Raw genomic sequence first — 16,466 nt, forward strand, 5'->3', positions numbered from 1 at the left:
CAGGAGAGGACGGGACCATGGCCGGGCAGACACGGCGGCGCGGGGCGGCGCTGGAGGAGGCGATCCTGCACGCGGCGGTCGCGGAGCTCACCGAGTCCGGGTTCGCCGGGCTGACCATGGACAAGGTCGCCGCCCGCGCGGGCACCAACAAGAACGCCATCTACCGGCGCTGGCCGAACCGCCTCGCCCTCGGCATCGCCGGCTACAAGCAGCTCGCCAAGGCCGCCCCGCTCCCCGACACCGGTGAACTGCGCGGCGATGCCCTGGAGTTGCTGCGCCAGGCGAACCGGCACTGGAGCTCCCCGCTGGGCGGCGTGCTGCGCGAACTGCTGGCCGCGGCGGGCGGCGCGACGGAGTTCCTGGCACAGCTGCAGGACCAGTCCGGCGACGCCGCGGCCGCCCCCTGGCTCACCGTGCTGGGCCGGGCCGTCGCCCGCGGCGAGGCGGCGCCCGAGGTGTTGCACCCCCGGGTGGCGACGGTGGCGGTGGTGCTGCTGCGCAACGAGTTCGTGGTGCGCGGGGTGCCGAGCGCGCCGGACGACGTGCTGGTGGAGATCGTGGACGAGGTGTACCTGCCGCTGGTGCGGCGCCGGGGGGCGGCCGGCTAGGGCGGAAAAGGGGGGGGCTCAGTCCTCGGTCGGTCCCGGTGAGGCGTTCCCGGTGACCAGGGTGTCGGCCAGTCGCTCGGCGACGGCCGCGTCCAGCGGGCCGTGGCCGAGCAGGAAGCGGTACCAGAACACCCCGTAGACCTGGTCCGTGATCAGGTCCAGGTCGGCGTCGTCGGCCAGTTCGCCGCGCTCGCGGCCGCGGGTGAGGAGTTCGTGCAGCGCGGTGCGCCGGGTGGCGGTGAAGGTCTGCATCAGGTCGGCCAGGTGCGGGTCGCGGGCGGCCTCGCGGACGACGGTGCGCAGCGCGGATGCGGTGGTGCCGCGCTGGGCCGCGTCGAAGGTGGTCCCGATGAAGGCGCGCAGGTCGGTGCGCAGGGCGCCGGTGTCCGAGTGGTCGGAGACGTCCTGGCCGGCGCGGTCGGTGAGGGCGTCCAGCAGGACGGCGCCCTTGGAGGGCCACCAGCGGTAGACGGTCTGCTTGCCGACGCCGGCCGTGCGGGCGATGGCGTCGATGGTGACGGGCGTGCCGTCGGAGTCGGCGAGCAGGTGCAGTGCCGCGTCCAGGATCGCCCGGTGGGCGGCCTCGTTGCGCCGACGGCCGGTGTGCGGGCGCGTGGCCGGGTCGGCCGGGTCGGCCTGGAGGTCTTCGGCGTCGTTCATCGTGGGTCCCTTTCTCCCTGTCCCCGCTTGACAAGACTAGCAGTCTCGACAATCATCATTACCGGAACTGCCGGTCTCGACAAGTTCTCGTACCAGCCGGAAAGGCAACACCATGAGCACTGCATCGAACCTCTTCGCCGGACAGCACGTCGTCGTCATGGGCGGCAGCTCGGGCATCGGCGAGGCCACCGCCACCGCCTTCGCGGCGGACGGTGCCGAGGTCGTGATCACCGGCCGCGACCGCGAGAAGCTGGACGCCGCCGTCGCCCGGATCGGCGGCAAGACCAGCGGTGCCCGGCTCGACGCGACCGACCCGGCCGCGCTCGCCGCCTTCTTCGCCGAGGCCGGCACCGTCGACCACCTGGTCGTCGCGGTCAGCGGCGCGGCCGGCAGCGGCCCGTTCGCCCAACTGGACCTCGCCGACCTCGCCCACGGCTTCGACGCCAAGTTCTGGCCGCAGGTCCGGGTGCTCCAGGCGGCCCTGCCGCACCTGCGCAAGGACGGCTCGGTCACCCTGATCACCGCCGCCTCGGCCCGCGCCGCCTTCCCCGGCACCGCCGGACTGGCCGCGATCAACGGCGCCCTGGAGGCGATGGTCCCGCCGCTGGCCGTCGAACTCGCCCCGCTGCGGATCAACGCCGTCTCGCCCGGCGTCATCGACACCCCGTGGTGGGACCGCGTCCCCACCGAGCAGCGCACCGCCCTCTTCGACGGCCTGGCCGCCACCACCCCGGCCGGCCGGGTGGGCCGCCCCGAGGACGTCGCCCGCGCGATCCACATGTTCGCCGCCAACACCTTCGTCACCGGCGTGGTGCTCGACTGCACCGGCGGTGCCAACCTCCCCACCGGCCGCTGACCCACTGGTCGCTGACTCACTGGTCGTTGGCCGATCGGTCGCAGGCCACTCCCTGCCCCCATACGCGGACGGCCCGGCCCGGGAGCACTCCCGGGCCGGGCCGTCCGTCGCAGCATCGCGGCGTCGTGGCGTCGGGCAGGTGGGCGGCCTCGGCTCCCACGCGCCCCGGGGCGGGCGTCACGCCACCCGAGGCGTCACCACTCCGCCACCCGGTAGTCCTTGAGGAACACCCCCGACACCGGGTGCCCGGCCTCGCCGCGGACGATCGGGTCGTAGACCCGGGCGGCGCCGTCGACGATGTCCAGCGGGGTGCGGAAGCCCCGGGCGGCGATCCGGGTCTTCTTGGGTGCCGGATTCTCGTCGGTGATCCAGCCGGTGTCGACGGCGCACATGTGGACGCCCTGCGGGGCGAGTTCGGCGGCGCTGGTGCGGGTGAGCATGTTGAGCGCGGCCTTGGCCATGTTGGTGTGGGGGTGGCGCGCCGTCTTGTTGCGGACGGCGAACCGGCCCTCCACCGCCGTGACGTTGACGATGTAGCGGGCGGGGTGCGGGGAGGCGAGCAGCAGCGGCAGCAGCCGGTCGCAGAGCAGGGCCGGCGCCAGGGCGTTGACCAGCTGGGTCTCCAGCACCTCCGCCGGGTCGAGCGAACCGAGCGTGGTGGACCAGGAGTTGGCGGGCGCGAGGTCGGGCAGCAGGCCGGCCTCGTCGGTGAGGTCCAGCAGGGAGCCTGCGCCCGAGGGCAGTTGGGCGAGGTCGGTGAGCGGACGGAACCCGGGTGCGTGGGTGACGGCCCGGCGGTCGGCGCCGGGCAGGGCGGTGGACTCCCCGGCTGCCAGCAGGGCGTAGGACTCCGGCGGGCGGCGCAGGGTCTGCGCGGCGTTGTTGACCAGGATGTCCAGCGGCCGTCCGTCCGTGCGCAACTGCTCGGTCAGGCCGAGGACTTGGCGCGGGTCACGGAGGTCGATGCCGACCACGGTCAGCCGCTCCCACCACTGCTCGCTGCCCTCGACGGCGCGGAAGCGGCGGACGGTGTCCTGTGGGAAGCGGCTGGTGAGGATCAGCTCGGCGCCGTCCCGCAGCAGCATGAGTGCGAGCTGGAAGCCGATCTTCACCCGCCCGCCGGTGAGCAGCGCCCGGCGTCCGCGCAGGTCGGTGCCGAGGGCTCGGCGGGCGGTGTTGTCGGTCGCGCAGTCCGGGCAGAGCGAGTGGTAGAAGCCGTCGACCTGGCGGTAGGCCTGTTTGCAGACGTAGCACTTGCGCGGGACGAGCAGGTCGCCGACCGGCCCGCCGGGGGCCGGGGCGAGCGGTGTGTCCTCGCGGCGGTGCCGGGCGCCGGTCGCGGTGGCGGCGAGCAGCGCGGCGTCGGTCTGCCGGACGGCCTCCTTGGCCTCCTGGCGGCGGCGCTTGCGGCTCTCCATCACGAAGGAGCTGAGCTGCCGTTCGGCGACCAGCCGGGTGCGGTCCTGGGAGGGGAGGGCGCGCAGTCGGCCGAGGGTGCGGCTGAACGCGCTGAGTTCCTCGGGGGTGAGGCCCGCTGCGCAGGCGGCTTCGCTGGTCACGGTGTTGATGGTCAGCTGGTGGTGGTCGTCCCGGACCGTCATGTCCGCTCCCTCGTTCCTTGCAGGTGGGAGGGACTGTAGTTGACGGCCCGGGAGGATGAGATGCCAATTTCCTCCGGCGTACCGGCCGGGCGGCTCAGCCGCAGTCGGTGGTGAGCGAGCCGACCCGGCGGCCGTCCAGCTGGTGCGGGCCGAAGCCGTTGAGCTCCTGCTCGTCACCGGCGAAGCGGGGCTGGTCGTTCAGCCGGATGATGCAGCCGAAGTCGTCCGGGAGCGGGTCGACGGCCGAACGCGGGAAGATCGGCGGCTCCAGGCGAACGGTCCGCACCCACGCGCTCCACGGGCGCGCGCCACCTGTGCCGGGGTGCCGGCGGCCTCCCGGTCCGCCGGCACCCCGGTCCGCCGTGGCGTCAGCCCGCGTACTGGCTGAAGATCTTCGCGAACTCGTACGGCTGCTGCGGGATGTTGGTGCACTTGGCCAGCGAGCCGCCGGTGCAGGCGTTGGCGTCCCGGGTGGCGTCCCAGAAGGCGAGCAGGCCGAGGTGGTTCTGCTTGGCGAAGGTCACCAACTGCTGGGCGGCGGACTGGTTGTAGATCTGGTGGTCGTCGTTCTCGCCGATCATCGGGGTGACGCCGACCATGGCCCACAGCTGGGCGTCGGTCTTCGCCGGGTAGAGCGCCTTGAGCTGGCCGAAGGTGGCCTGCGCGGCCTGGACGGCGGCGTTGCCGTAGTCGCTGCCGGAGCGGTAGTAGTCCATCGCCATGACGTTGACCAGGTCGAGGTTCACCCCGGCGTCCCGGGCGGACTTGACGATGGCGACGCCCTCGCTGGTCAGGCCCTCGGGCAGGACGGGCAGGGTGAGCGAGACCTTGAGGCCGGGGTGGGCCTGCTGGAGCTTGGCGAGGGCGGCGGAGCGGCGGTCGTTGGAGGCGGTGTCGGCGATGGCCGCGCCCTCGATGTCGTAGTCGACGTAGCGCAGGTTGTAGGCGTTGACGACCGCGTCGTACTCGTTGAACAGCGAGTCCACCGAGGTGCAGGCGGCAGCGAGTTCGGTGCCGCTGGCGCCGCCGAAGGAGAGCTTGACGTCGCCGCCGGCCGCGCGCAGCGCGTCGACCTGGTCCTTGGCCCAGCCGCTGCGCGGGTCGTAGGCGTTGAACCAGCTGGCCTTGCAGCCGACGCCGGTGACGAAGCCCATGCTGTAGCCCTTGACGCCGCCGGCCTTGGCCATGTCGGGCATGGACGGGGTGGGCCAGGCGCCCATGTCGATGTACGGGGCGACCGGGAGCGCGACGTTCGGCGGCGGGGTGGTCGGGCCGCCGGTGGGCGTGCCGGTCGGCGTTCCGGTCGGGGTGCCGGTCGGCGGGGTGGTCGGGCCGCCGCCGGGGCCGGTGAGGGTGACGTCGTCGGCGAGGTAGGCGCCCTGCCCGTACCAGCCGTGCAGGTAGACGGTGACGCTGGTGGTGCTCGGGCCGGTGGTGAAACCGGCGGACAGCTGCTGCCAGTTGGAGCCGCCGGGGGTCCACACGGCGGGGTCGGTGACGCCGTTGCCGGTGACGCCGAGGTAGACGTACTGGCCCTGCACCCAGGCGCTGAGGTGGTAGGTGGTGTTGGGCTGGACGCTCACGGTCTGGCCGCACTGCGCGGTGTCGCTCGCGCTGACCGCGCCCTTGAGCGCGTACGTCCCGCTGTGCGCACCGGAGTTGACGATGCCGCCGGTGGCGGCGGAACAGCTCCACGGATCGAGCGCGCCGCTCTCGAACCCGCCGTTGGCGAGCAGGTCGGCGTCGGCGGCGCCGGCGTTCCCGGCGAGGGCGGCGAGGCCGCCGGCGGCGAGCACGGTGGCGGCGGCGAGGCTCAGCAGTGTGGTCCGGCCGGCGGGGCGGCGGTGGGTGGGGGTGTGCTGGAGCGCGCTGGGCATGGGGGTGCCTCTCGGGACGTGGGGCCGCCCGCGCCGCGAAGGGGGGAGACGCGGGGCGGGCGGCAGCATGGGGGCTGGTCCGGTGCGGGGAGGAGCGCGGTGCTGAGGATCAAACTGGACTAGACCAGCTGTGCACGTCAAGCACTTCCCGGCTGCCGGAAGCCTTCCGAGGGCAGGTTTTAGGGCGGGTTTAAGGAGGCCCGCCGATCAGCGGATCAGCTCCCGCAACAGGGCTTGCACTCCTTCACCTGGACGTTGTCGAGCACCGGCCCGAACGCACCGCCCACCGTGCTCCGGAAGGTCAGCGTGGTCGAGGAGTTGTACGCGACGAAGCTGAACTGCCGCCCCACGTAGCCCATCGCGGCCCTGGTCTTGCCGGTGACGTCGAAGCTGAAGTCCTGGAAGTCCTGCCCGTCGATGAGCGCCTTCCCGGTGCGCACGGCCGGCCCGCCGCCGGGGTTGCCGGCCAGGGCGTAGGTCACCGAGTAGGTGGTGCCGGGGACGGTGGTGAAGGTCTGGGCGATGGTGCCGGAGTCGGCGCCGTTGAGGTCGATGGACTGGTCGCCCTCGGCGGCCTGCCAGAAGCCCGCGCCGATCAGGTCGACGCTGCCGCCGGTGATCTGCCACGGGCCGATGCTCTGGCCGGCGTTCAGTTCGGTGAAGTTGCCCGCCGGGACCTTGGGGGTCTCGAAGCTGCCGTCGTCGAAGCGGCTGAGCGCGCGGTGGCCGGCCGCCTGGGCCGGGGCGGCGAGGCCGGCGGTGGTCAGCGTGGTGGCGGCGGCGACGGCCAGGGCGAGCGCGGCGGTGCGGGTACGCGAGAGCGACATGGGTTCCTCCCCGAGTTGCGTGACGTTTTCGGTCACTTCCGCTGCGGCCGAGTTGATCGGTCGCGAACAGAGCGTCGACCGTCGCGGCGAGCCGTGCCAAGACCGGACGGGCGGCGCCCGGTGGTGCGGAACGCCCGCGGGTGGGCTCCCGCGCGCCGGTTTGGCGGGGCGAGGTCCGCAGGCGCCCGGCGGGCCGTCCGGGGGCGAACGTCCGGGGCTGACGGCCTGGTGCGGGAGCCCGGTGGTGAACCTGGAGGCGCGCGCCCCGTCCGCACCTCCACGGTGGACCGATGACCATACGAATCGTCCGGCGATCCTTCGGCGACGAGGCCGGGACCGGCCGGAAACGGCCGGACCGGAACCGGAATTGACCGAGCGTCAGTGATGATCGATCGCGGGCACCGGCCCGCCGCGGGACCAGCCGGAAACCAGACAGGAGCACCGTCATGCGCAACGCCCCGTTCGGCAGCAACGGCCCGGAGGTCGGCGTCATCGGCCTCGGCTGCATGGGGATGACCTTCGCCTACGACGTCGGCAGCCGGGACGACGAGAAGTCCGTCGGCGTGATCCGCCAGGCGCTGGACCTCGGCGTCACCCTGATCGACACCGCCGACATGTACGGCCCCTACACCAACGAGGAGGTGGTCGGCGCGGCGCTGGCCGGCCCCCACCGCGAGCGCGCCTTCCTGGCCACCAAGGTCGGCATGGTCCCCGGCGGCAGCGGCCAGGACGCGGCCCGCGACGGCAGCCCGGAGCACGTGCGGCGCTCGATCGACGACAGCCTGCGCCGCCTCGGCACCGACCACCTCGACCTCTACCAGCTGCACCGGGTCGACCCGGCCGTCCCGATCGAGGAGACCTGGGGCGCGCTCGCCGAGACCGTCCAGGCCGGCAAGGTCCGCCGGATCGGGCTCTCCGAGGTGGGCGTCGAGGAGATCCGGCGGGCGCAGGCCGTGCACCCGGTGGCCTCGGTGCAGTCCGAGCTGTCGCTGTGGACCAGGGACGCGCTGGCCGAGGTGCTGCCGTACACCGAGGAGCAGGGCATCGCGTTCCTGCCGTACTCGCCGCTCGGCCGGGGCTTCCTGACCGGCAGCATCACCTCCCTCGACGAGCTGCCCGAGGACGACTTCCGCCGTCGGCTGCCGCGCTTCCAGCAGGACGCGCTGCAGGCCAACCTGGAGCTGGTCGGGCGGGTCAGGACGGTCGCCGAGCGGATCGGCGCCTCGCCCGCGCAGGTCGCGCTGGCCTGGGTGCTGGCGCAGGGCCGGTACGTCTTCCCGATCCCGGGCACCAAGACGCCGCGCTACCTGCTGGACAACGCGGGCGCGGCCGGCGTCGAGCTCTCGACGGCCGACCTGGCCGAGCTGGACGCGCTGCCGGCCGCGGAGGGCGGGCGCTACTACTGACCCGCCGAGCCGCCGAGCCGCCGAGCCGTCGAGCCGCTGAGCCGCCGGGCCGTCGGGCCGCTGAGCTGCTGGGCCGCCGGGGGTCAGTGCCCCCGGCGCTCCATGACCCACACCAGCTGCCGCCCGGTCTCGCCCGGCGCCCGGACGGCAGCCTCGGTGACCCGGTCCAGCCGGTAGCCGAGCTTGCGCGGGACGGCCGCGCTGGCGCCGTTCGCCTGGTCGCAGCGGATCTCCAGCCGGGCGATCCCGGGCAGTGCCAGCGCGGCCTCGGTCAGCGCCCCGGCCGCCGCGGTGGCGATGCCGCGGCCGACGTGCCGGGCAGCGACCCAGTAGCCGATCTCCAGCGCGCCCGGGCCGATCCGCCCGTGCAGCCCGAGGGCCGCGACCACCCGGCCGGGCGCCGCGTCCAGCTCGGCGAGGTACATGAAGTCCGTCCCGGCCTCCCAGGCGGCGGTGCCGGCCCGGGTCTGCTCGGCGGTCCGGGCCCGGCTGGGGGCCTCGGCGGCCCACTCCAGCCAGGGCCGCAGGTGCTCCAGGTTGGCGCACACGGCCCGGTTCAGGGCCGGTGCGTGGGTGCTGCGGCGACGGTGCAGGGAGAGGCCGCCGGGCAGCCGCAACAGCTCGGGCGGCCGCCCGGCGGTCACCTCCGGCGCCGCCCGGGCGGGCTCGCGGAACCGCGGCCGGGCGCGCTCGCAGGACTGCGACGGTGCTGGGCTCATGGCGGCGATTATGTCCTTGGCCCGGACCTGCCACATCCGGACGGAGGCGCATCCGGGGACCCTCCGTCCGGCGGGTGCGGACCGGCGCGCCTGGCCGGTCGTCCCCGGTGCGCCCCGGCGCGTCAGAGCCGGATCATCACCTCGTCGAGCTCCTTGCGCCGCAGGTCCGGCACGCGCGCCCCCTCGGCCGGGTAGCCGACCGGGATCACATAGGCGGCGCGCTCCTCCGCCGGGCGGTCGCACACCTCGTTGAGGAAGCGCATCGGGCTGGGGGTGTGGGTCAGCGTCGCCAGCCCGGCCTGGTGCAGCGAGGCCAGCAGCAGCCCGACCGCGATCCCCACCGACTCCTTGGTGTAGTACGGGCGCGGCGAGCTGGGGCCCTTGTGGACCTCGAAGACCACGATCACGGCCGGCGCGTCCTCCAGGAACGGCTTGCGCCAGTCGGTGCCGATCGGTGCCAGCGCGGCCAGCCACTCCTCGGACGCCCGGTGCCCGTAGAACTCGCGCTCCTCGGCCTCGGCCGCCTCGCGCAGCCGCCGCTTGCGCTCCGGGTCGGTGATCACCACGAACCGCCAGGGCTGGACGTGGGCGCCGCTGGGCGCGGTGTTCGCGGTGCGCACGGCCCACTCGATCACCCCGTCCGGGATCGGTCGGGTGGTGTAGTCGCGGACGGTCCGGCGCTGCGCCATCACGTCGTGGAAGGCCTTGCCGCGGGCCTCGGCCTGGTGGGCCGGCACCGTCATCGGGATGAGCGGGACGGTCGGGTGGGGCGTCCCCGCCACTGCGCTGTCAACCATGTCAACCATGGCCGACAGCACAGCACATGACGGCCGCTCCGGGAAGAGGTAGAGACCAATTCCGGGAGCGGCCGATCGAGTCCGACGGGTGGCCTACCGCTCGTGCACCCGTCCGTCCCGGACCTCGATCCGACGGTTCACCGTCACCGTGTCCAGCATCCGCCGGTCGTGGGTGACCAGCAGCAGGGTGCCGGTGTACGAGCCGAGCGCCGACTCCAACTGCTCGATCGCCGGCAGGTCCAGGTGGTTGGTGGGCTCGTCCAGCACCAGCAGGTTGACCCCGCGCGCCTGCAGCAGCGCCAGCGCGGCCCGGGTGCGCTCGCCGGGGGAGAGGGTGCCCGCCGGGCGCAGCACGTGCACCGCCTTAAGGCCGAACTTGGCCAGCAGGGTGCGCACCTCCTCCTCGGTGAGCTCCGGTACGGCGGCCGCGAAGGCGTCCGCCAGCGGCTCCCCGCCCAGGAACGATCCGCGTGCCTGGTCCACCTCGCCGACCACCACCCCGGAGCCCAGCACCGCGCTGCCGGAGTCGAGTTCGAGCCGGCCGAGCAGGGCCGCCAGCAGCGTGGACTTGCCGGCGCCGTTGGCCCCGGTGATCGCGACCCGGTCCGCCCAGTCGATCTGCAGGTCCACCGGGCCGAAGGAGAAGTCCCCGCGCTTGGCGACGGCGGCGCGCAGGGTGGCCACCACCGAGCCGGAGCGCGGAGCGGCGGCGATCTCCATCCGCAGCTCCCACTCCTTGCGCGGCTCGTCGACCGTGTCCAGCCGCTCGATCATCCGCTGGGTCTGCCGGGCCTTGGAGGCCTGCTTCTCGGTGGACTCGGCGCGGGTCGCGCGGGCCTTCTTGTCGTTGTCGCTGCCCTTGCGGCGGGCGTTGCGGACGCCGTGCTCCATCCAGTTGCGCTGCATCTGCGCCCGGGCCTCCAGCGAGGCCTTGGTGTCGGCGTAGTCCTCGTACTCCTCGCGGGCGTGCCGGCGGGCCACCGCCCGCTCCTCCAGGTACGCCTCGTAGCCGCCGCCGTACAGGTTGACCTGCTGCTGGTGCAGGTCCAGCTCCAGCACCTTGGTCACGGTGCGGGCCAGGAACTCGCGGTCGTGGCTGATCAGCACGGTGCCGGCGCGCAGGCCCTTGACGAAGGACTCCAGCCGCTCCAGGCCGTCCAGGTCGAGGTCGTTGGTGGGCTCGTCCAGCAGGAACACGTCGTAGCGGGAGAGCAGCAGCGAGGCCAGGCCCGCGCGGGCGGCCTGGCCGCCGGAGAGCGCCGTCATCGGCAGGTCGAGGGAGACCTTCAGGCCGAGCGAGTCGGCCACCTCCTCGGCCCGCTCCTCCAGGTCGGCGCCGCCGAGGTCCAGCCAGCGGTCCAGGCTCGCCGCGTACGCGTCGTCGGCGCCCGGACGGCCCTCGACCAGGCCCTCGGTGGCCTCGTCCAGCGCGGCCTGGGCGGCGGCCACGCCGGTGCGCCGGGCCAGGAAGTCGCGCACCGACTCGCCCTCGCGGCGGTCGGGCTCCTGCGGCAGGTGGCCGACGTTGGCGCTCGCCGGGCTGAGCCGCAGCGAGCCGCCCTCGGGGGTGTCCAGGCCGGCCAGCAGCCGCAGCAGGGTCGACTTGCCGGCGCCGTTCACGCCGACCAGGCCGACCACGTCGCCGGGGGCGACGACCAGGTCCAGGCCGGAGAAGAGGGTGCGTTCGCCGTGGCCGGCGCTGAGGTCCTTGACTACGAGTGTGGCGCTCATGATGGGGCCGATTGTAGGAGGAGCGGGCCCCGAGCCGGAAAAGCCCGGGGGCCGCGGCCGTGGTGGCCGCGACCCCCGGGCCGCTCGTCGATCAGTGCCGCGGCACCGCCGGAGTCCTGCTCAGCGGGTCACTTGGCCTTCTTGGAGAAGTAGTCGAACATGTGCGCCGCGACGTCCTCCAGGTAGGGGCCGGCCTCGTAGGTGTTGGCGCCGTTGCCGACGGAGGTGTCGCTGACCAGGGCCGGCTTGCCGTCCTTGGTGGCGTACCAGCCGCCGCCGCTGCTGCCGCCGGTCATGTTGCAGCCGATCATCAGCATCGCCGGACGGCTCGGGTCACCGGGCTTGGCGGCCGGCTTGCCGCCGTCGCAGTGCTCCAGCTCGACGCCGTCGAAGGGCTTGGCCTCCGGGAAGCCGTAGTTGGCGACGGAGGAGAGCTGGTCGCGCGGGGCGTTGAACCACAGCGGCACCGAGCCGCCGACGGTCTCCTCCAGCGACTTGCCGTTCGGGTCCGGGTTGGCGACCTTGATGATGCCGAAGTCGTACTGGCTCCACGGGCCGCCGTGCTCCGGGTCGGCCTCCTGGGTCCACTGCGGGGAGACCATGCCGGCGGTCGCGCCCCACTCGCCGTACGGCTCGGCGTCGTCCAGCTTGGACTTCTGCTTGTTGCCGTTGCTCAGCACGCCGTTGCTGTTGAAGGCCGGGGCGAAGGTGATGTCGGTGTAGTACTTGTTGCCCTTGCCGCCGTGCAGGCAGTGGCTCGCGGTCCACACCAGGTTGCTCTTGCCCGGGTTGGCCGGGTCGGAGACGACGGTGCCGGAGCACACGTAGTCGTCGTTGCCGTCCTTGAAGAAGATCTTGCCGTTGACGTGCATGTTCTTCGGGAACGGGTGCGCCACCGGCTTCGCCGCGACCACCGAGGGCAGCTGGTCCGGGCCGGTCGGCGGCTGCGCGGCGGTGGGCTGGGCCGGGGCCGCGCCGGTCGGCTGCGCGGTCGGCTGGGCCGGCGCCTGCGAGGGGCTCTGGCTCGGCGCCTGCGGCAGCGGCTTCGGCTTGGCGTTCAGCAGCTTCTGCAGGGTCCAGTAGCCCTTGGCCGCCGGGGTGATCACGTTGGCCTGGGCCCACTTGTCCCAGTCCTCGAGCTTCCAGGTCTTCAGCTCTTCGACCGTCGGCAGCTTGATCGGAGCCGCGCCCGGCTTCCCGGAGGCACTGGCCGCGACCGACGGCGCGGCGCTCTGGGCACCGGCCGGGTCGCTGTTGTCCGGCCCGCAACCGGTGGCGGCCACCATGGTCAGCACGGCGACGGAAGCGCCCAGCACGGCACGGCTCGGCCGGGATATCGGTGACATGAGTTCAAATCCCCCTGTTGACTACCGCCATACGGCCCGTTCCCCCGGGTACGGCCCCCGGGGTCGCAGGTATGGCAGGTGAGGAGTCTGCCATGCGGATAAGGAACTCCTTACACCTGGCCCCGGCCGGGACGGGGCTGTCACCGGATCGGCACGGGATCGGCACGGGGCCTCCGTCGGGGCCTCCGGCAGGCTCCGACGGGCGCTCCGTGCGGGCCCGGAAAAGCGGTTGCACGCGTTCGCCGGGGTGCCTAGCGTGGTCCGTGTCATCCGCCAGACAAGGAGAAGGCCGTTGCTCTACTGAGGTCCCGGGACACCGCCCCCGCCACGCAGGCCCTGCTTGCCGCGTGGTGTGCGAGTGTGCGACCTCAGTCACGGCCCCGTGGCGCCTCGTAGCGCCGCCGTCCTGTCGTTCGGCCGTACCGGTTCCGCACCCGCGGTGTCTCCCCGTGTTGCTCATCACCCCTTCAGCAACCACCCGGGAGGCCTTGCATGGCACAACCCACCACCGCCGTCCTCTGTACCGACCTCGCGTTCGAGTGGCCCGACGGCAAGCCCGTCCTGGACGGCTTCCACCTCGCCGTCGGCCCCGGCCGCACCGGACTGATCGGCCTGAACGGCGCCGGTAAGTCCACCCTGCTGCGGCTGATCGCCGGCGAACTCACCCCCACCGGAGGCACCGTCCGGGTCGCGGGCGAACTCGGCTACCTGCCGCAGGGCCTCACGCTCGACACCGGCGTGCGGGTCGACGAGGCGCTCGGCATCCGGGCCGCCCGCGAGGCCCTGCACGCCATCGAGTCCGGCGACACCGACCAGCGGCACTTCGACGCCGTCGGTGACGACTGGGACGTCGAGGAGCGCGCCCGTGCCACCCTCGACCGGCTCGGCCTGCACAGCCTCGGCCTCGACCGCACCACCGGCGAACTCTCCGGCGGCGAGGCGGTGTTGCTGCGGCTCGCCGCCCTGCTGCTGCGCCGCCCCGACGTGCTGCTGCTCGACGAGCCCACCAACAACCTCGACCGGGCCGCCCGCGAGCGGCTCTACGAGACGGTGGCCGGCTGGCAGGGCGTCATGGTGATCGTCAGCCACGACCGCGAGCTGCTCCAGCACGTCGACCAGATCGCCGACCTGCGGGACGGCGGAGTCACCTGGTACGGCGGCAACTTCGCCGAGTACGAGCGCACCCTCACGGCCCAGCAGGAGACGGCCGAGCGGCTGCTGCGCAACGCCGAGGCCGATGTCCAGCGCCAGAAGCGGGACTTGGTCGACGCCCGCACCAGGCTGGACCGCAGCGCCAGTTACGGCAAGAAGCGCTCGGTCACCCGCAACGACCCGCACATCTTCGCCGGGATGCTCAAACGCAAGGGCCAGGAGACGGCGGGCCGGCTCACCGGCATGCACACCGAGCGCCTGGAGGAGGCCAAGGCGCGGCTCACCGTCGCCGAGGAGGCGGTGCGCGACGACGCCGAGATCCGGATCGACCTGCCGCGCACCGCCGTGCCGGCCGGGCGCACCGTGCTCACCCTGCAGAAGGTCGGGCTGCCCACCGGCGGCACCGTCGACCTCGACCTGCGCGGCCCCGAGCGGATCGCCCTGGTCGGGCGCAACGGCTCCGGCAAGACCACGCTGCTGCGCACCATGGCGGGCGAACTCGCCCCGCTGGAGGGCATGGTCACCACCCAGGTGCCGCTGCGCCACCTGCCGCAGCGGCTCGACCTGCTGGACGACGGGCTGACGGTCGCCGAGAACGTCAAGCGGTTCGCCCCCGGTGCCGGGGACAACGCCGTCCGCGCCCGGCTGGCCCGCTTCCTGTTCCGCGGCGGCCGGGCCGACCAGCCGGCCGGCACCCTCTCCGGTGGAGAGCGGTTCCGGGCGACGCTGGCCGCCCTGCTGCTGGCCGACCCGCCGCCGCAGCTACTGCTGCTCGACGAGCCGACCAACAACCTGGACCTCGCCAGCGTCCGCCAGCTCACCCAGGCGCTGGCCGCCTACCAGGGCGCGCTGGTGGTGGTCAGCCACGACCTGCCGTTCCTGCGCGGCCTGGGCCTGACCAGGTGGCTGGAGCTGGACGGCGAGCTGAGGGCGGTGGACCCGATGTAGCGGCCGAGGCGTGTCGGACCCGTAGGGCGAGTCGGACCCGTAGGGCGTGTCCGACCCGTAGGGCGTGTCGGACATGCCCTACCGTCCGTCCTCGCTACCGCCCGTCCTCGCCCCGGGCGTCCTCGGCGAGCACCCGGCGGGCCGTGCTCAGGGCGGAGTCCTTGAGCGCGGCCAGCTCCTCGGGGCTGTACACCGGGGTCCGGAGGTCCGGCGCGATGCCCGGGCCGTCGAAGGTGGTGCCGTCCCGGGTGAGGTACTCCTCGTTCGGCAGCACCACCGCGAATTCCGGTGAGAGGGGCTTGATCAGGACGTCGGAGTAGACGCCCTGGGTGTTCTCGCCGATCCGGGTCACGTGCGGGGACCGCCCCATCAGGGCCTGGGCGAAGGTCTCCGCCGCGCTGGCCGAGATCGAGGAGGTGAGCAGGGCCACCGGCCCGGTGAAGTGCTCGCCGTCCGAGGGCTGTACGGGGACCGGCACCGGCCGGGTGAACCTCGTCGGGTCGGCCGGGTCGTCGCGCGCCACCTTCCGGTAGGCGAGGTACGGGCGGTCGGTGAGCCGGGCGGCGATGTGCAGCCCGAGCGCGTCCGAGCCGCCGCCGTTCAGCCGGACGTCGACCACCAGGCCGCTGAGCCGGTCCGGGTCGGCGAGCAGGGCGTCGAGGGCCCGGTCCAGCTCGGCGACCTGGCTGCGGTAGTCGCCGTCGGTGTAGCCGTCGAAGCTGCCCACCCGCAGGTAGCCGACGTCGTCGGGGAGCCGGCCCACGCCGAGCTTCCCGCCCGCGAAGAGCTGCTCCGGGCCGGTGAGCTGGGCGGCGACGGCCTGTCCGGCCCGGGTGGTCAGCTCCTTGGTGCGCACCGTCGAGCCGGGCCGCCGTCCGCCGAACACCGGGGTCGGCTGCCCGTCGACGATCCGCGCCAGCCCGGTGTGGGCGTCGCCGAGCGGCCGGAGCATGTCGACGAGGACGTCCTGCAACTGCTCGGTGGTCGTCGCCGGGGTGATCCGGCGCCGCTGCTCGTCCCGGACGGCGTGCCAGTCGATCCCCTTGGCCGCGAAGAAGGGGTAGTTCTCCTCGAAGTCCTCCCAGAACCGGTCGAAGACCGCGAGCGGGTCGTTCGGCGCCGGGGTCGTGCACAGCGGTGGCAGTGCGGGGATCCGGTTCAGGTCCTTGGTGCCGACCCCGCCCTCCTCGCGGTCGACGGCCCGGTTCCGGCCCTTCGGGGTGAGGGCCACCGCGTTGTTGCCCATGACGTAGCGGACGGTGCCGTCCGGCCCGGGCGGGCCGGCCTGCGTCGCGGTGACCCAGCCGGGCACGCAGCTGTGCGCGGTCACGTCGTAGGTGGTCAGCCGACCCCCGTCGATGGAGACCACCGTGCCGTAGCCGTCCATCCGCCAGACCCCCTCCAGGGGACCGCCCTGCCGCCCCTGGGCCTGCGCCCGGTTCTGCCCCGGTGCCCCGGCCGCCCCCTCCGCCGAGGCCGCTCCCGGCGCCGCCACGGCGACGGTCGTCGCCAGCACCGCCGTCACGACCGTCGCGGCCACCGCCCTGCCGATACCCCTGTGCGTCATTTCCGGCCTCCGCCGAATCCCGGCCTCCCCCTGCGGAACCCCTCCGCCGCCGCGCGACCGACGCTACGGCCGCGGGCCCCGCCCGGGCGTCATCCGACGCGTCGCCGTCGTACCCTCCTGTGGGTCCACTCGCCGGCCCGGCCGAACAGCCTCGGGAGGGATGGACGGCAAACCGTTTTGACGGCGGGTGGAAATCCGTCGCGCCGCTTCCGACCGCCGTGCGCTGCCGTGCCATCGGCGCCTTGCCTGCGCTCGACATCGAGGACATCGAGCACGAGCTCACCGCACGAGCTCACCGCACGAGCTCGCCGGGTGAGGCGCGGGGGAGTGGCTCGGTGAGCGGCCGAGGGCGCGATCCTGCCGCACGCGGC

14 protein-coding genes are annotated in these 16,466 nt (G+C 73.6%); 4 read left to right on the forward strand and 10 right to left on the reverse strand.

The window, feature by feature from the left end; all coding sequences use genetic code 11:
* Positions 1-17 precede the first annotated feature (17 nt).
* Entirely contained in the window at positions 18-608 is a 591-nt protein-coding gene (locus ACZ3YL_RS25240) for a TetR/AcrR family transcriptional regulator (RefSeq protein WP_188309062.1), read from the forward strand.
* Positions 609-626: 18 nt separating this feature from the next.
* On the opposite strand, the gene ACZ3YL_RS25245 is transcribed toward ACZ3YL_RS25240, so the two are convergent.
* Entirely contained in the window at positions 627-1,268 is a 642-nt protein-coding gene (locus ACZ3YL_RS25245; RefSeq protein WP_188309063.1) for a TetR/AcrR family transcriptional regulator, read from the reverse strand.
* Positions 1,269-1,380: 112 nt separating this feature from the next.
* Between ACZ3YL_RS25245 and ACZ3YL_RS25250 the strand changes: the two genes are divergently transcribed.
* Complete coding sequence (locus ACZ3YL_RS25250; RefSeq protein ID WP_465659941.1) at positions 1,381-2,124, forward strand: SDR family oxidoreductase; 744 nt, start codon at positions 1,381-1,383, stop codon at positions 2,122-2,124.
* A 194-nt stretch (positions 2,125-2,318) separates the two neighbouring features.
* Here the strand turns inward: ACZ3YL_RS25250 and ACZ3YL_RS25255 are convergent, their stop codons facing one another.
* The 4 genes from ACZ3YL_RS25255 to ACZ3YL_RS25270 all read right to left on the reverse strand — a co-directional run bounded on the left by ACZ3YL_RS25255 (position 2,319) and on the right by ACZ3YL_RS25270 (position 6,429).
* Positions 2,319-3,725 (reverse strand): SDR family oxidoreductase, encoded by a 1,407-nt coding sequence (locus ACZ3YL_RS25255; RefSeq protein ID WP_188309064.1) that lies wholly within the window; start codon positions 3,723-3,725, stop codon positions 2,319-2,321.
* Positions 3,726-3,819: 94 nt separating this feature from the next.
* Positions 3,820-4,011 (reverse strand): hypothetical protein, encoded by a 192-nt coding sequence (locus tag ACZ3YL_RS25260; RefSeq protein WP_465659942.1) that lies wholly within the window; start codon positions 4,009-4,011, stop codon positions 3,820-3,822.
* Between the two features lie 82 nt (positions 4,012-4,093).
* Positions 4,094-5,602 (reverse strand): carbohydrate binding domain-containing protein, encoded by a 1,509-nt coding sequence (locus ACZ3YL_RS25265; protein ID WP_465659943.1) that lies wholly within the window; start codon positions 5,600-5,602, stop codon positions 4,094-4,096.
* A 215-nt stretch (positions 5,603-5,817) separates the two neighbouring features.
* A complete protein-coding gene (locus tag ACZ3YL_RS25270; RefSeq protein ID WP_465659944.1) occupies positions 5,818-6,429 on the reverse strand; it encodes a choice-of-anchor C family protein in 612 nt (203 codons plus the stop codon).
* A gap of 446 nt (positions 6,430-6,875) precedes the next feature.
* On the opposite strand from ACZ3YL_RS25270, the gene ACZ3YL_RS25275 reads away from it, so the two are divergent.
* The gene (locus tag ACZ3YL_RS25275) at positions 6,876-7,835 is read left to right on the forward strand and encodes an aldo/keto reductase (protein WP_188309068.1); all 960 of its coding nucleotides are present in this window, start codon (positions 6,876-6,878) and stop codon (positions 7,833-7,835) included.
* 83 nt (positions 7,836-7,918) lie between these two features.
* Here ACZ3YL_RS25275 and ACZ3YL_RS25280 read toward each other — a convergent pair whose 3' ends face one another.
* From ACZ3YL_RS25280 to ACZ3YL_RS25295, 4 genes are all read right to left on the reverse strand, one after another.
* Positions 7,919-8,554: a GNAT family N-acetyltransferase gene (locus ACZ3YL_RS25280; protein ID WP_465659945.1), complete on the reverse strand. Its 636-nt coding sequence runs from the start codon at positions 8,552-8,554 to the stop codon at positions 7,919-7,921.
* Between the two features lie 122 nt (positions 8,555-8,676).
* Entirely contained in the window at positions 8,677-9,351 is a 675-nt protein-coding gene (locus ACZ3YL_RS25285; protein WP_188309070.1) for a nitroreductase family protein, read from the reverse strand.
* Between the two features lie 93 nt (positions 9,352-9,444).
* Positions 9,445-11,082 (reverse strand): ABC-F family ATP-binding cassette domain-containing protein, encoded by a 1,638-nt coding sequence (locus ACZ3YL_RS25290; protein ID WP_465659946.1) that lies wholly within the window; start codon positions 11,080-11,082, stop codon positions 9,445-9,447.
* Positions 11,083-11,210: 128 nt separating this feature from the next.
* Positions 11,211-12,428, reverse strand: a complete 1,218-nt coding sequence (locus ACZ3YL_RS25295) for a trypsin-like serine peptidase (RefSeq protein ID WP_188309072.1) — start codon at positions 12,426-12,428, stop codon at positions 11,211-11,213.
* A 492-nt stretch (positions 12,429-12,920) separates the two neighbouring features.
* Here ACZ3YL_RS25295 and ACZ3YL_RS25300 point away from each other — a divergent pair, with 492 nt between their 5' ends.
* On the forward strand, positions 12,921-14,528 hold the full coding sequence (locus ACZ3YL_RS25300) for an ABC-F family ATP-binding cassette domain-containing protein (protein WP_465659947.1): 1,608 nt from the start codon (positions 12,921-12,923) through the stop codon (positions 14,526-14,528).
* Positions 14,529-14,622: 94 nt separating this feature from the next.
* On the opposite strand, the gene ACZ3YL_RS25305 is transcribed toward ACZ3YL_RS25300, so the two are convergent.
* Positions 14,623-16,095 carry a S41 family peptidase gene (locus ACZ3YL_RS25305; protein ID WP_465659948.1) on the reverse strand — a complete coding sequence of 491 codons (1,473 nt, stop codon included), beginning with the start codon at positions 16,093-16,095 and terminating at the stop codon, positions 14,623-14,625.
* Positions 16,096-16,466 lie beyond the last annotated feature (371 nt).

The organism is Kitasatospora sp. NPDC023176 (assembly GCF_055560495.1).

What these genes read in the sequence shown, in the direction of transcription:
- ACZ3YL_RS25240 (WP_188309062.1), top strand. Translation starts at nt 18, where the DNA reads ATGGCCGGGCAGACACGGCGGCGCGGGGCGGCGCTGGAGGAGGCGATC.
- ACZ3YL_RS25245 (WP_188309063.1), bottom strand. Translation starts at nt 1,268, where the DNA reads ATGAACGACGCCGAAGACCTCCAGGCCGACCCGGCCGACCCGGCCACG.
- ACZ3YL_RS25250 (WP_465659941.1), top strand. Translation starts at nt 1,381, where the DNA reads ATGAGCACTGCATCGAACCTCTTCGCCGGACAGCACGTCGTCGTCATG.
- ACZ3YL_RS25255 (WP_188309064.1), bottom strand. Translation starts at nt 3,725, where the DNA reads ATGACGGTCCGGGACGACCACCACCAGCTGACCATCAACACCGTGACC.
- ACZ3YL_RS25265 (WP_465659943.1), bottom strand. Translation starts at nt 5,602, where the DNA reads ATGCCCAGCGCGCTCCAGCACACCCCCACCCACCGCCGCCCCGCCGGC.
- ACZ3YL_RS25270 (WP_465659944.1), bottom strand. Translation starts at nt 6,429, where the DNA reads ATGTCGCTCTCGCGTACCCGCACCGCCGCGCTCGCCCTGGCCGTCGCC.
- ACZ3YL_RS25275 (WP_188309068.1), top strand. Translation starts at nt 6,876, where the DNA reads ATGCGCAACGCCCCGTTCGGCAGCAACGGCCCGGAGGTCGGCGTCATC.
- ACZ3YL_RS25280 (WP_465659945.1), bottom strand. Translation starts at nt 8,554, where the DNA reads ATGAGCCCAGCACCGTCGCAGTCCTGCGAGCGCGCCCGGCCGCGGTTC.
- ACZ3YL_RS25285 (WP_188309070.1), bottom strand. Translation starts at nt 9,351, where the DNA reads ATGGTTGACAGCGCAGTGGCGGGGACGCCCCACCCGACCGTCCCGCTC.
- ACZ3YL_RS25290 (WP_465659946.1), bottom strand. Translation starts at nt 11,082, where the DNA reads ATGAGCGCCACACTCGTAGTCAAGGACCTCAGCGCCGGCCACGGCGAA.
- ACZ3YL_RS25295 (WP_188309072.1), bottom strand. Translation starts at nt 12,428, where the DNA reads ATGTCACCGATATCCCGGCCGAGCCGTGCCGTGCTGGGCGCTTCCGTC.
- ACZ3YL_RS25300 (WP_465659947.1), top strand. Translation starts at nt 12,921, where the DNA reads ATGGCACAACCCACCACCGCCGTCCTCTGTACCGACCTCGCGTTCGAG.
- ACZ3YL_RS25305 (WP_465659948.1), bottom strand. Translation starts at nt 16,095, where the DNA reads ATGACGCACAGGGGTATCGGCAGGGCGGTGGCCGCGACGGTCGTGACG.